This is a genomic window from Kitasatospora sp. NPDC036755, assembly GCF_040636595.1.
GTDB lineage: Bacteria > Actinomycetota > Actinomycetes > Streptomycetales > Streptomycetaceae > Kitasatospora.
Window position 1 is genome coordinate 1 of sequence record NZ_JBEZUT010000013.1, and the last position, 13711, is coordinate 13711.

Genomic DNA, 13711 nt, shown 5'->3' on the forward strand with positions numbered 1-13711 from the left:
GGCCCCTCGGGGGTGGTGCCGCCCGGGGGGGGGCGGCCGCGGGGTGCGCGTGCGGGAGGGGGTGGGGCTCGTGCGGCCGGGTACGGTGGGCGGGTCCGGGGCGCGCCGCCGCCCCAGCCGGTGGCGGTGGCCCTGGCCGTCGATGCCGGGGACTTCGCCGGGTTGGCGCGGTACGGGCTGTTCGGCGGGCTCGGGCACCAGGCCTACTTGCGGCGGGCAGAGGAGCAGCTCACGGCGCTGCACCGGCAGGGGCTGGAGGTGCACCTGCGGGTCCTGGAGGCGGGCGACTTCGAGGACTACTGCGAGGCGCTCGGCCTCGATCCCCGGATGCCCTCGGCCCGGGTCGCCTACGCGGGCGATCCGGAGCTGGCGGGGGAGCCGTTCGTCTACGCGGGGGAGCGGCTGGCCGAGCTGGTCCCCGTGCTGCTGGACGACCACCGGGCGCGGGTGCGGATGTCCGTGGCCTGCGCGGCCCTGCTGGACGCGGTCGGCGACGACCCCGCGGGGCAGTTCCGGATGGCGGCCGTGATGCGGTACGTGACGTCGGTCTACCTGGCGCTCGCCGAGGGCGCGGGGGAGGGGCGCCACCTGCTGACGCTGCGCTGCCACGGCCCGGAGGACGGTGAGGAGCTCACCTCGGCGGTGGACGTCTGCGTGGAGGACGGCCGGCTCCACCCCGCCGGGCGGGACGCCGAGGCGTTCTGCGTCACGCTCGCGGCGGGGGTCGCCCTGGGCGGGGAAGGTGCGCTGCTGCTGCACGGAGATCCCGCGGTGGGCGTACGGGCGGTCGGCCGGGCCGAGGGCCGGTCCGCTCCGCCCGGTGGTCCGGCCGCCTCCCCGGCCGGTGCTGCCGTGCCCCGGCCGCCGGTGCTCGGCTGGGCGTTGACCGGCGGGCGGTTGCGGCCGATGACCGCGCACGAGGTGTTCGACGAACTGGCCGACGACGCCGCGCGCGGGCTGCCCTTCCCGCCCGGGGTGGAGCCGCTGCCCGGCTTCCCGCTGCCCGCCTTCCAGGGGGCGGCGGAAGGGGGTGGGCCGCTGGGGTGATCCGGACGTCCGCCGTCTCCGCATTCGCCGGGTTCACCGCTTCCCTATCCACCATGCGGCGCTGGGGACTGTTCATCGACCGCCTGTTCGGGGAAGATTCGGAGAAGATCAACAGCAGGAACGCGCGGTGCCCCACGCCGCCGTTCCCGCCGCTCCGTACCGCGCCCTGCAGGTCCTCCCGCGCACCGCCGGTCCGGCGGAGCCCGACAGCGAGAGGGGGACGGATGAACGAGCGGAGCGAGCTCGGCGCCGGGGGGTGCGCAGGGGCGGGAGTCCCCACCGGGCGCTGCGGGGCGAGAGCATGAGCCCGATCGAGTACAGCGCGGAGATCGCCGAGCTGCTCGGGAAGGTGCGGCGTCGCCCCACGGCGGGTTGGCCGTGGCGGGCGGGCGAGCAGGTGCCCGAGGGGCTGCCGGTCAAGCAGTCCTGGGGGTGGCTGTTCGCGCCGGACGGGCGGGTGCTGACGCTGGTGAACCCCCGGGACGGGATCTGCTCACTGCCCGGCGGCTCGCTGGAGCCGGAGGACGGCGGGGATCCGGCGGCCGCCCTGGCGCGGGAGGCGGCCGAGGAGGCGCAGGCCCTGATCGGCGGGCCGTACTACCTCGGTTACCTGTACGACCGGGTCGGTTCGGCCAACGGCGGGCACGAGTGCGCGCGGGTCCGGATGGCGGCGGCGCTGCGGGCGGTCGGCCCGAGCGCGGCCGATCCGGCCTCGGGCCGGCACTACCGGCGGCTGCTGGTCGCGCCGGGCCTCGCCGTCGAGCTGCTCGGCTGGGGCGCGCCCGGGCTGCGGCAGGCCCGGGTGGCGGTCGCCACCGCCGCACGCCGGCTGGGTGTGCCCGTGGCCGCGAACGAGGCGATCGAGGAGCTGCCGGTCGAGGGCTGCACGGTCTCCCGAGGTGCCGTGTACCAGGGCGCACTGCACTCCGGCGGTGGTCATTCCGGCGCGCACGGCTGAGCGCGCGCGCCGCCGTCCTCCCGCGGGACGTCCCGGCGCCCTGCCGTCGGCGTCCTGTCCCTGATGTCCTGTCTCTGACGCCCTGTCTCCGTCCCGCCCTTGGCCCGGAACGCCGTGTCGGCTCGCCGCCCTGACGTTACGGCACGCGGGCCCGAACCTGTCGCCGTTCGCAGGGCGGTTCCGGCGCGCGTCGCCGTGGCCGACGTCAACATCGGACGCACGGAACGGCTCGGCCGCAACGGTGAATTCCGGGGGGCTGCCGATGCCCCTTTTGGCCCACCTTCCGGCATTCCCCGACGGGTGCCATCGGCCCCCCCCTGCATCCGCTGACTCCTGATCGGAATCTGACCCGGCGATGGCCGGGCGGCGGCCCCCCGCTTATCTTGCATGGAATTTCTGCAAGTTGCCGGTCCGTCCGAGCCGCGCTACGCGCGTCACCCTGCACCCCTGCTGACCTGCGTGAAATCACGCAGTGTCAGCGGCAGTTCATCTCCGGGCTAGCGGACGGCCCGTCAATATCCTTGGCATGACCGCTTCCGGGTTTGGCTACTGCCTGGTATCACTTCTGTGACCCTCACCACGCCACCCCACTGGAGCTGTGATGATCCGTCCTGCCCGCGCCCTGTCCATCGCCGCCATAGCTGCAGGCCTCACCATGACGACGCTCTTCGCCGCGTCGTCCGCGAACGCCGCCGGCGCCAACTACGTGGCCCTCGGCGACTCGTACTCCTCCGGCGTCGGCGCCGGCAGCTACCTGAGCGACAGCGGCAGCTGCAAGCGCAGCACCAACGCGTACGCGTACCTCTGGAAGAACGCGCACGCGCCGTCCTCCTTCAAGTTCGTGGCCTGTTCGGGTGCCAAGACGGGTGACATCCTCAACAGCCAGATCTCCGCCCTGGATGCCAGCACCACGCTGGTCAGCATCTCGGTCGGCGGCAACGACGCGGGCTTCGCCGACACCATGCAGACCTGTGTCCTCGGCTCTGACACCGACTGCGTCAACGCCGTCAACACGGCCAAGAGCTACGCCACCAACACCCTGCCCGCCCAGCTGGACAAGGTGTACTCCGCGATCAAGGCCAAGTCCCCGAAGGCCCACGTCGTGGTGATGGGCTACCCGCACATCTACAAGGTCGGCGGCAGCTGCATCTTCGGCATCGGCGACACCAAGCGCGCCGCCATCAACGGCGCGGCCGACACCCTGGACGGCGTCCTCGCCAAGCGGGCCGCCAACGCCGGCTTCGCCTTCGGCGACGTCCGCAGCATCTTCACCGAGCACGAGATCTGCGGCTCGCAGACCACCTGGCTGAACAGCACCACCCTGCCGGTCGACGAGAGCTACCACCCGAAGGCGGCCGGCCACGCGGGTGGCTACCTCCCGGTGTTCACCGCGTCCTGACGGACCGCCGCAGGCCGCCGTCCACTCCCGGGCCCGGGGGCGGACGGCGGCAGCGCCGTTTCAGCCCCCGGTCGGTGGAGGTCCGCTGCTCGCCGGTCCGGTCGTGGCGGGCCCCGGTGCTGCCGCCCCGGTCGGCGGGAAGGGGATCCCGGCGAGGACCGGTAGCAGTTCCGCCTCCTCGAAGTCCAGGTGTGCCTCCAGTTCGGCGGACATCCGGTCCAACTCCTGGCGGAGGCGCCCCGGTTCGGTGACCTCGATCCCGGCCAGCAGGGCCACCAGCTCCTCCTTGATCCGTCCGATGGTCCGGTGCTGCTCGTCGAGCCGCGCGAGGACGTCGGCCAGCTCCGGATGGCTGCGCCGGAGGGCGGGGAAGATCGCGGTGTCCTCGCCGGTGTGGTGGTGCGTCAGCCCGTCGCAGAAGGACAGGCAGTGCCGACGCAGTTGCAGCCCGAGCGTGGCCGGTCGGCCCGGGGCCTGGGCGTGCGCCTCCTCCCGTACGAGGCGCAGTTGCGCGCGCAGCCAGGTGTGCGCCTCCAGCAGCTTGTCGGCGAGGCTGCGCACCACCGGGGCCGGGCCGCCGGCCGGCGGATCGGGCCGTTCCAGGACGACGACCGGCAACTCCCGGTCGGTGTGCTCCTGGTAGTCGCCGTAGCCGGGAGCCTGCCGGACGACGGCGGCGAACAACCGTTCCCGGCGGTCGCCTTCGGCGGGTGCGGCGACGGTGTCGAAGGCCTCGGTGCCGAGTTCGACCCGGACCACCGGGTGGGCGAGGAGGTTGCGGTACCACTGGGGGTGTTCCGGCGCCCCGGCCGCCGAGGCGACGACCAGGAGCAGCCCCTCCGCCCGGACGTACCCGAGCGGCACGGTGTGCGGCCGCCCGGAGCGTGCCCCGGCGGTGGTCAACAACAGCAGGTCGCCGCCCTCGAACGGGCCGCCGACCCGCCCGCCGTTGGCGCGGAACTCCTCGATGACATTCAGGTTGAAGGATTCGAAGGACATGGGCATGGGTGTGTGCTGGATCTCCGGAGAGGAAGGGGTGGTCGCGGTCACCCGCGGTTCCGGTGCCGTGTCGGAGCCGGTGGTGCGGCCGGTCGCCCACCCGGCGACCGTCGGGTTGCCAGCCGCCAGCCGCCAGCCGCCAGCCGCCAGCCGCCAGCCGCCAGCCGCGATGCGTCGAACACAGGACGCAGGACATCAGGACACAGGACTCGGGCACGGGACACCGGCAGCGGTTCGCGCACGGGAACCGTGGTGACCGCCGGGCGTCAGATCAGGGAAGCGGAGAGAGTGCTCATCGCGCATCGTCCCTTCGGAAGGGTGCTCGCTCGGCTGTCGGCCGGCCCACTGCTCTGTGGCCGACGCCGCGCTGCACGCCCCCATTAGAGCCAGGCGGCGGACGCGCTGTCAACGATCACCCGCGTCGGACGGCGGAGCGCCGCCGCCCGGGAGGGGGCGGCGGCGCTCCGGGGTGGGACGGCGGTCGTCAGCGGAGGTAGTCCACCAGGCCGGCCGGCTTGAGTCCGGCGGCGTCGGCGGCGGTGAGGGCGCGCTGGAGGTCGGCGGCGAGGGTGTCGGTCCAGTGCACCAGCACGACGTCGCCCGGCTGCAGCAGGCCCGGGTGCCAGATGTTGGAGGCGCCCCAGCTGAAGTCCGCGTCGGCGGTGAGCACGGTGCGGATGCCGCAGTTGGCGGCGGCCTGCAGGGTGTCGGCGTTCCATGTGAAGTAGGGCGGGCGGAAGAACGTCGGTGCGGTGCCGAAGAGGCGGGTCATGGAGTCACGGGCGTCGCAGATCTCGACCTGCTGCCGCTCCAGCGGGAGCGTGGTGAGGTCGGTGTGGGAGACGCTGTGGTCCTGGATCGAGGAGCCGGGCACGGCGGTGACCCGCTTGAAGAAGGCCGGGTCGGTGGCGGCCGGCATCGGCAGCGGGAAGGCGGTGATCGGCAGCCGGTGGTCGGCGATGAACCGTTCGGCCTCGGGGGTGCGCTGCCAGCCGTCGTCGACGGTGAAGAAGACGACCTTGTCGCTGGTGGCGACGGAGCCCGCGGGCGCGGCCGGGGCGGGCGCGGGGCCGTCCACCCGGACGTCGTCCACGGAGAACGGGCCCTGCTGGTACCAGCCGTGGACGTAGAGCCGGATGCTGCGCGCGTTCGGGCCGGTGGTGAACCGGGTGCTCAGCCGCTGCCAGCCGCCGTGGGTGGTCTCCGTCCAGGCGGGTGCGACGTCCTTGCCGGTGCCGGTGGCGCCGAGGTGGACGAAGTCGCCGCGCACCCAGGCGGAGGCCGTGTAGGTGGTGTTGGGCTGGACCGCGACGGTCTGGGCGCATTCCCCGGTGGAGTCGGGGTTCGCCGGGGTGACGGTCAGCGCGGAGGTGCCGGTGTGCGGGGCGGTGGCGGTGACGGCCGCTTCGGCCGGACCGCCGGTGCAGCTCCAGCCGGGGATGCTGCCCCAGTCGGCGAGGTCGGGGGAGGGGGCCTCGAACCCGGGATTGGTGGCGAGGTTGACGGTCGGCACGGCCTGGGCGCTCGGGCCGTCGGTGACGGCGGGTGCGAGGCCGGGGCCGGGGTCGGCGGTGGCCGCCGGGGCGGCGAGCCCGGTGAGCAGCGTGACCGAGGCGGCCAGCGCGGACAGGCGCAGGGGCAGGGGGACGGAAGGGCGCGCGGAAGAGCACACGGAAGGGCGCGCGGAAGAGCGCGCGAAGAGGCGCGTGGACATCGACACGTGAGGACTCCAGCAGGTGGGGGTACGCCCGTGGGGAGGGCGTGAGTGGAATCGGACCGTGGAACTCTGGATCGTCGCAACAATGGACTAGACCAATCGGGCCGTCAAGGGAACGGCGGATGAACCCCGGCCGCCGCCCGTCGTGCGGAGCGGGGGGACAAGACGCTTCGTCAGGGAACCCGCCCGCCGGCCCGGTTCAGGACCGGTACAGCTCCTCGATGTCTGCCGCGTAGTGCGCGGCGATCGCCCCGCGACGCAGCTTGAGGGAGGGGGTCAGCAGCCCCTGCTCCTCGCTGAACTCCCGTGGCAGCAGCCGGAAGGCGCGGATCGACTCGGCCCGCGAGACGGCCGTGTTGGCGGCCGCCACCGCACGCTGGACCTCCACGTGCAGCTCCTCGTCCGCGAGCGCCGTCCACGGGTCCGACTGCTCCCGCCCGTGGGTCTTCAGCCAGTGCGCCAGCGCCGCCGGGTCGAGTGTGATCAGCGCGGCCACGTACGGCCGGTCGTCGCCCACCACCAGGCACTGGGAGACGAGGGGGTGCGCCTCGACCCGTTCCTCCAGGGCCGCCGGAGCCAGGTTCTTGCCGCTGCTGGTGACGATCAGGTCCTTCTTGCGCCCGGTGATGCTGAGGTAGCCGTCCTCGTCCAGCCGGCCCAGGTCGCCGGTCGCGAACCAGCCGTCGACCAGGGACTCGGCCGTGCACCGCGGGTGGTTGAGGTAGCCGCCGAAGACCGAACCGCCGCGCACCCACACCTCGCCGTCGTCGGCGATCGCCACCGAGGCGCCCGGCACCGGCTGTCCGACCGTGCCGAGCTTCTGCCGGCCGGGCGGATTGGCCGTGATCGCGGCGGTGGTCTCGGTCAACCCGTAGCCCTCGTACAGCTGGAGGCCGGCGCCGGTGAAGAACAGTCCCAGCTCGCGCCGGAGCGTGGAGCCGCCGCACATCACGCTGCGCACCCGGCCGCCGAGCACCGCCCGCAGCCGCGGGTAGACGGTCCGCTCGTACGCGAGGTGGCGCAGCCGCAGGGCCGCGCCGGGGCCGGGGCCGCGTCCGAAGGCCTTCTGCTCCCGGGCGGCGGCCCAGTCGACGGCCACCTGCCGGGCCTGTTCGAAGAGTTCGCCGCGCCCGGCGTCCTCGGCGGCCCGCCGGGCCTGCTGGAAGAGCTTCTCGAAGACGTACGGGACGGCGTGCAGGAAGGTCGGGCGGAAGGTCTCCAGAGCGGGCAGCAGCGCGTCGGTGGAGACCTCGGGGATGTGCCCGATCCGGAACCCGCCGCGGATCGCCGCGATCTGCACGGCCCGCCCGTAGACGTGCGCCAACGGGAGGAACAGCAGGGTGGCGGGATGTCCGCCGCCGGTGTCGCGCAGGACGTCGCCCCAGCCGGCGAGCAGGGCGTCGGCCTCGGCGGCCAGGTTGGCGTGGGTGATCAGGCAGCCCTTGGGGCGGCCGGTGGTGCCCGAGGTGTAGACGACCGTGGCGATGTTCTCGGCGGCGACGCCGAGGCGCTGGCGGTGCACCAGGGCGTCGGGCACGCCCTGGCCGTCCTCGCTGATCGCGGCGACGCAGTCGCGGTCCAGCTGCCAGATGCCGGTGAGGTCGGGCAGCGCGTCGCAGACCGCGCCGACCGTCATCGCGGCGTCCTCGTCCTCGACCAGGCAGGCCACGGCCTGGGTCTCAGCGAGGATCCAGCGGACCTGCTCGGGGGAGGCGGTGGGGTAGACGGGCACGGTGATGGCACCGATCGACCAGAGTGCGTAGTCGAACAGCGTCCATTCGTAGCGGGTGCGGGACATCAGGGCGACCCGGTCGCCGTAGCGCACGCCCTGGGTGAGCAGGCCCTTGGCCAGGGCCAGCACCTGGGCCCGGAACTCCCGGGCGGTGACGTCCCGCCACTGCCCGTCCCCGTCCCGCCGGGACAACTGGACGAGCTCGGGAGCGTGCTCGGCGGTGTCGTAGAGGGAGTCGGCGAGTCCTCCGGTGGCCTCGGGCGCGGCCGGGGCGGGGGTGGTGAACTCGCGCACAGTCCTCCCCAGTTCGGTGCCGGTAGTACGGGGTGGGCCGAAACTATCGGATCACCCTGTCACTGCCCAGGGTTGTGGCGGTGACACGACGAGATCGGCACGGTCACCCTCCGGTGGTGTCGTGCGTGGGGAGGCACGGGGGAGGATTCGCGCGGGAAGCGGGCTCCGCGCCGGTGCCGCGTCCCGGCGGGGCGATTCCGCCCTCACGGGCACCGGCGGACCCTCCGGACCTGGAGCGGGGGAGGGGGCGACCGGTTCCTGACGTGTGCGGGACGAGACCGGTCGATGAACTGGTTCGCCCCTCGAACGAGCGGTGACGGCGTAGTAGAGTCGCGCAGACCTGTGGCCGGGAACCCCTCCTCCGACCCTTCCCCGGCGCCCTCCACGCCGCCCGGCGCAGCACCGCTCCCACTCCGTCACTCCGTCGCCCGACGCCGTACCGCTCCCCACCGCCCGACACCCGCACCGCTACCACCCCCGCTCCCCGTCCGCGCCTGGCACTTCCCGACCGAGGACTCCATGCGTCTGCGCAGCAGCTCGATCCGCGCGAAGATCATCGCGCTGCTCCTGGTGCCCATCGTCGCGCTCACCGCCCTGTGGGCCTACGCGACGATCGCCACCACGGGGGACGTCTGGAACCAGCTCGGGATCAGCCGTACGTACAAGGAGTTCGCGGGCCCGGTCGACCGGTACACCGGCGACCTGCAGAACGAGCGCCGCGCCGCCGTCCAGCGGCTGGCCGACCCGCGCTCGCCGGCCGCCCAGGAGGCCTACGAGCGGGCCAAGGCCGCCACCGACCGCAGCCTGGAGGTGCTGCGGCAGATGAAGGACGGCCCGGCGGGAAAGCTCTCCGCCCCGCAGCGCGGCCGCTTCGTGCAGATCATCGCCGCCGCCGACCAGATCGGCCCGCTGCGCGCCCAGATCGGCCGCTCCGCGCTGAACTGGGAGTTCGCGCTGGGGCAGTACAGCGACCTGGTCAAGCCGGTGTTCGGCTTCCGGTCCGCCTACGTCGCCCGGCAGAGCGGCCAACTCCCGCGTCAGGGAACCATCCTGATCGAGCTGGTGCGCGCCCGCGAGTACCTGTCGCAGGAGGACGCGGCGATGGAGGGCCTGCGCACCGGCGCCGCCAAGCCCACCGCCGAGCAGTACCAGGTCGCGCTGGACGCCCTGCACAACCAGCAGGCGCTGTTCACCGTCTACGTCGCCGAGCTCGACCCCGCCGACCAGTCCGACTACAACGCGCTGCGCGGCGGCGAGGCCTGGGGCGCGCTGGCCCGCGCCGAGGCGGACTTCATCGGCGCCGGCGGCCCCGACCGGGTGGTCCAGGCGCTCAACGGCGACTCCTGGCGGGAGACCGCGGACCGCTCGCTCGGCGACCTCGCCTCGATCAACAGCCGGATCTCCACCGGGCTGGACGAGCGCGCGCACTCCGCCTCGATCGGGCTGCTGTGGCGCGGCGGCATCGCCGGTGCCGTCGGCCTGGTCGCCGTGGTGCTGTCGATCATGATCTCGTTCCGGATCGGCCGGGGCCTGGCCCGCGAGCTGATCGGCCTGCGCAACGCGGCCGACGAGCTGGCCGGCACCCGGCTGCCGTCCGTCATGCTGCGGCTGCGCCGGGGCGAGCCGGTGGACGTGGCCAGCGAAGCCCCGGAGCTGCACTTCGGGGACGCCGAGATAGGCCAGGTCGGCCAGGCGTTCAACGCGGTGCAGCGGGCCGCCGTCGAGGCCGCCGTCGAACAGGCCGAGCTGCGGCGCGGGGTCTCGGCGGTCTTCGTCAACCTGGCCCGGCGCAGCCAGGTGCTGCTGCACCGCCAGCTCACCCTGCTCGACACCATGGAGCGCCGCACCGAGGACCCGGCGGAGCTGGAGGACCTGTTCAAGGTCGACCACCTCACCACCCGCATGCGCCGGCACGCCGAGGGTCTGATCATCCTGGCCGGCGGCTCGCCCGGGCGCGCCTGGCGCAAGCCGGTCCGGATGGTGGACGTCGTCCGGGCGGCGGTCGGCGAGGTCGAGGACTACGCCCGGGTGATCGTCCGGCCGTTCCCCGGCACCGGTCTGCTCGGCAGCGCCGTCGCGGACGTCACCCACCTGGTCGCCGAACTCGTCGAGAACGCCGCGGTGTTCTCCCCGCCGAACACCCAGGTCACCGTCCAGGGCGAGGTGGTGGCGCACGGCTTCGCACTGGAGATCGACGACCGGGGCCTCGGGCTGAGCGAGCAGCTGCTCGCCGAGATCAACGAACGCCTCGCCGTGGAGCAGGAGTTCGACCTCGCCGACACCGACCGCCTGGGCCTGTTCGTGGTCAGCCGACTGGCCCGGCGGCACGGCATCCGGGTGCACCTGCGGCCGTCCCCGTACGGCGGGACGACGGCGGTGGTGCTGATCCCGCGCGAGCTGCTCGCGGAGGCGCCGGACGGGATGCCGGAGCCGGGCGCGGCGGGGAAGCGGTCCGCGGCGGGCGGTCGACGCGTCCAGCGCGACCTGGTCGCGGTGCCCGGGTCGGGAGGCGGCTCCCGCTCGGCGTCCGCGGCCGGTTCCGCCGGTGCGGGTGGCGCGGCCAGGACCGGGGCCGGAGGACTTGCGGGCACGGGCACGGGCGCCGGCGCCGGCGATGGCGTGGGAGGCAGGCACCGCGGGACGACGGGCGGGCCGCGGCCGTCCGCACCGGACACGGGCCGTACGGCGGGCGGGCTGCCGCGCCGGGTCTCGCGGAGCAAGGGCGGACCGGTACTGGTCCCCGCGCCCGCGGTGGACACCGAGGACGCGCCGGGGACGGGGCGGCACCGGCGGGAGGACGTCGTCGTGGCGGCGGCCGAGGCGGCCGTCGCGGCTGCCGGAGTCGACGGTGCCGGAGTCGATGGTGTCGGAGTCGAGGGTGCCAGCGGGGCCGACGGGACCGACTCGGCTCCGGCCGCTGTCGTCCCGACCGCTGTCGCCCCGGCCGCTGTGGCTCCGCCCGTGGATGCCGGGCCCCGGACGGCGGGCGGCCTGCCCCGGAGGATCCGGCAGGCGAACCTGGCGCCGCAGCTCAGGGACCAGCTCACGGAGCAGCTGAAGGAACGGTTCCGCAACGGGGTCGGGGTCGACGACGGGGCCGGAGGGTCCTCGGCCGGAGACACCCGGGACGGCCTGACAGGCCGGGAGGGCGGGGTCTCCCGCGACGGTGGAGGGGCCCAGGAAGCCCGCGAGGCCCGGGAGCGCTCTCCCGAGGAGGCCCGGGCCACCTTCGCCTCGTTCCAGCGCGGCTTCACCCGGGGGCGAGGGGCCACGGCTCCGGCCGACCGCACGAGCGCGTCCGCGGACCGCGCCGGTGCGCCGGCGGACCGCCCCGGCGCTCCGTTGACGGATCGTCCCGACACGCCCGACGATCGTGCCGTGCGGGGGAAGGGACGGCCCACCGCCGTACCGGCCTGGCAGCCCCCGGACCGGTCCCGGCGGGCGATCGCCCCGGCGCCCGCCCCGGCGGCGCTGCCCGCGCCGCAGGACACCGGCCGGGCGCCGCTCGCCCGACGGGTGCCGCCCGGGCAGCCGGTCCGCCGGAGCCCGGACACCGGTGCGCCGGCACCACCCGCCGTACCCGAACCACCCGTAGTGCCCGCTCCACCCGCTCCACACGCACCACCCGCTCCAGCGGAAGGAACTGATTCATGACCACGTCGATGCAGTCGTCCGGGGACCTCAACTGGCTCCTGGACGACCTGGTGGGGCGCGTCGCGGCCCTGCGGCACGCGGTGATCCTCTCCAACGACGGCCTGGCCACCGGTGCCTCCCGCGACCTCGACCGCGAGGACGCCGAACACCTGGCAGCCGTCGCCGCCGGGTTCCACAGCCTGGCGAAGGGCGCCGGCGGGCACTTCAAGGTCGGTGGCGTCCGGCAGACCATGGTGGAGCTGGACGAGGCCTTCCTGTTCATCACGGCCGCCGGCGACGGCAGCTGCCTGGCCGTGCTGAGCGAGGCCGAGGCGGACATCGGCCAGATCGCGTACGAGATGGCGCTGCTGGTCAAGCGGGTCGGCGAGCACATGGCCGCCGAGCCGCGCACCGAAACCGCCCCGCCGGTGAGATGAGCGGTCCGATGGCGGATCCGAAGGCGGATGTGCCGGACGGCCCGGACGCGTCGGACGGCCCCCAGGTGCCGGTGGGCGCGGTCGGGCCGTCCGGCGCCGGCGGTTCGAAGGCCGTCGACGGCCCGGGCGGCTCGGATGACCCGGCCGGCGCCGGCGGTTCGGACGGTCCGGACGGTCCGCGCGGCGGCCCGGAAGCCTCGGCGCGGGGCGGGCAGCCGGACCAGGGCGGGCAGCCGGACCAGGGCGGGCAATCGGACCCGGACGGGCCCGAGGTCGACCTGTTCCGGCCGCGGACCCCGGTCGACGACCGCTGGTTCGACGACGAGGCCGGCCCGGTGGTGCGGCTCTACTCGATGACCCGCGGCCGCACCAGGCCGGTCGAGGAAGGGCTGTTCGACCTGATCTCGCTGGTCACCGCCGTCGATCCCGGGTCGGTCGCGGGGGCCGTACCCGCGCACGTCCTCGACCCGGAACACCAGACGCTGCTCACCCTGTGCCGCCGCGAGCCGCTCTCCGTCGCCGAGCTCGGCTCCTACACCGACCTGCCGGTCAGCGTGGTGCGGGTGCTGCTCGGCGACCTCCACGACGCCGACCTGATCAGCGTCACCCGACCCGTTCCGCTCGCCGAGCTGCCGGACGAGCGCCTGCTGCGAGACGTGATCAATGGACTCCGTGCGCTCTGACCCCCAGCCCCGCCCGGACGGCGGTGCGGCCCGTCCCACGAACGCCAATGACCCGCGCTGGCGCGGCGGTCCGGCCGTCGCGCTGAAGATCCTGGTCGCGGGCGGATTCGGCGCGGGCAAGACCACCCTGGTCGGCTCGGTCAGCGAGATCCGGCCGCTGCGCACCGAGGAGGAGCTCAGCGAACTGGGCCGCCCGGTGGACGACACCTCGGGGGTGGAGGCGAAACGCACCACCACCGTGGCGATGGACTTCGGACGGATCGACCTGCGGCCTGGCCTCGCGCTCTACCTGTTCGGCACGCCCGGGCAGGACCGGTTCTGGTTCGTCTGGGACGAGTTGGCGCGTGGCGCGCTCGGCGCGCTGGTGCTCGCGGACACCCGACGACTGGCCGACTGCTTCCCGTCGGTCGACTTCTTCGAGCAGCGGGGCATCCCGTTCCTGGTCGCGGTGAACTGCTTCGAGGGCACCGAGCGGTTCTCGCCGGACGAGGTCCGCGAGGCGCTCGACCTCGACCCGGACATCCCGGTGCTGCTCTGCGACGCTCGGCTGCGGCAGGACGGCAAGGACCTTCTCGTCGCACTGGTCGAGCACGCCGCCGCGGGTCGGCACCGTCGGGCCCCGGTCGGCACCTGACGGCGGTTCGGCGGGCGGGCGGATTCGGGTTCCGGGTGCGGGTGCGGGTGCCGGTCGCGGGCGGTGCGAATCCGGCCCCGCTCGGGCTCGGCGACGGTGGTGCGACTGGTCGGCAGGAGAGTGCGCCGACCTGCCCCTTCCGCCCGCGATCTCATTAATGTGTCCGCATCCCGGACGC

General features: G+C 74.3%; 10 protein-coding genes. 7 read left to right on the plus strand and 3 right to left on the minus strand.

Annotated elements, in window-relative coordinates:
* Positions 1-126 precede the first annotated feature (126 nt).
* From AB0E96_RS03445 to AB0E96_RS03455, 3 genes are all read left to right on the plus strand, one after another.
* Entirely contained in the window at positions 127-1047 is a 921-nt protein-coding gene (locus AB0E96_RS03445) for a hypothetical protein (protein WP_359817890.1), read from the plus strand.
* A gap of 301 nt (positions 1048-1348) precedes the next feature.
* On the plus strand, positions 1349-2005 hold the full coding sequence (locus AB0E96_RS03450) for a hypothetical protein (protein ID WP_359817892.1): 657 nt from the start codon (positions 1349-1351) through the stop codon (positions 2003-2005).
* 655 nt (positions 2006-2660) lie between these two features.
* Positions 2661-3404 carry an SGNH/GDSL hydrolase family protein gene (locus tag AB0E96_RS03455; protein WP_359817973.1) on the plus strand — a complete coding sequence of 248 codons (744 nt, stop codon included), beginning with the start codon at positions 2661-2663 and terminating at the stop codon, positions 3402-3404.
* Between the two features lie 60 nt (positions 3405-3464).
* On the opposite strand, the gene AB0E96_RS03460 is transcribed toward AB0E96_RS03455, so the two are convergent.
* The 3 genes from AB0E96_RS03460 to AB0E96_RS03470 all read right to left on the minus strand — a co-directional run bounded on the left by AB0E96_RS03460 (position 3465) and on the right by AB0E96_RS03470 (position 8146).
* Positions 3465-4409, minus strand: coding sequence for a nitroreductase/quinone reductase family protein (locus tag AB0E96_RS03460; RefSeq protein ID WP_359817894.1), 945 nt, complete (start codon positions 4407-4409; stop codon positions 3465-3467).
* 478 nt (positions 4410-4887) lie between these two features.
* A complete protein-coding gene (locus AB0E96_RS03465; RefSeq protein ID WP_359817896.1) occupies positions 4888-6075 on the minus strand; it encodes a polysaccharide deacetylase family protein in 1188 nt (395 codons plus the stop codon).
* A gap of 244 nt (positions 6076-6319) precedes the next feature.
* Complete coding sequence (locus AB0E96_RS03470; RefSeq protein WP_359817898.1) at positions 6320-8146, minus strand: AMP-dependent synthetase/ligase; 1827 nt, start codon at positions 8144-8146, stop codon at positions 6320-6322.
* A gap of 519 nt (positions 8147-8665) precedes the next feature.
* Between AB0E96_RS03470 and AB0E96_RS03475 the strand changes: the two genes are divergently transcribed.
* The 4 genes from AB0E96_RS03475 (at position 8666) to AB0E96_RS03490 (ending at position 13533) form a co-directional block, all read left to right on the plus strand.
* Entirely contained in the window at positions 8666-11800 is a 3135-nt protein-coding gene (locus tag AB0E96_RS03475; RefSeq protein WP_359817900.1) for a nitrate- and nitrite sensing domain-containing protein, read from the plus strand.
* A complete protein-coding gene (locus tag AB0E96_RS03480) occupies positions 11797-12216 on the plus strand; it encodes a roadblock/LC7 domain-containing protein (RefSeq protein ID WP_049652175.1) in 420 nt (139 codons plus the stop codon). The genes AB0E96_RS03475 and AB0E96_RS03480 overlap by 4 nt, the downstream gene beginning before the upstream one ends.
* Before the next feature lie 278 nt (positions 12217-12494).
* Positions 12495-12899, plus strand: a complete 405-nt coding sequence (locus AB0E96_RS03485; protein ID WP_359817975.1) for a DUF742 domain-containing protein — start codon at positions 12495-12497, stop codon at positions 12897-12899.
* Between the two features lie 82 nt (positions 12900-12981).
* The gene (locus AB0E96_RS03490) at positions 12982-13533 is read left to right on the plus strand and encodes an ATP/GTP-binding protein (RefSeq protein ID WP_359817977.1); all 552 of its coding nucleotides are present in this window, start codon (positions 12982-12984) and stop codon (positions 13531-13533) included.
* Positions 13534-13711: the final 178 nt, after the last annotated feature.

Coding starts and splice junctions, on each gene's coding strand:
- AB0E96_RS03450 (WP_359817892.1), top strand. CDS start 1,349: ATGAGCCCGATCGAGTACAGCGCGGAGATCGCCGAGCTGCTCGGGAAG.
- AB0E96_RS03455 (WP_359817973.1), top strand. CDS start 2,661: ATGACGACGCTCTTCGCCGCGTCGTCCGCGAACGCCGCCGGCGCCAAC.
- AB0E96_RS03460 (WP_359817894.1), bottom strand. CDS start 4,409: ATGCCCATGTCCTTCGAATCCTTCAACCTGAATGTCATCGAGGAGTTC.
- AB0E96_RS03475 (WP_359817900.1), top strand. CDS start 8,666: ATGCGTCTGCGCAGCAGCTCGATCCGCGCGAAGATCATCGCGCTGCTC.
- AB0E96_RS03480 (WP_049652175.1), top strand. CDS start 11,797: ATGACCACGTCGATGCAGTCGTCCGGGGACCTCAACTGGCTCCTGGAC.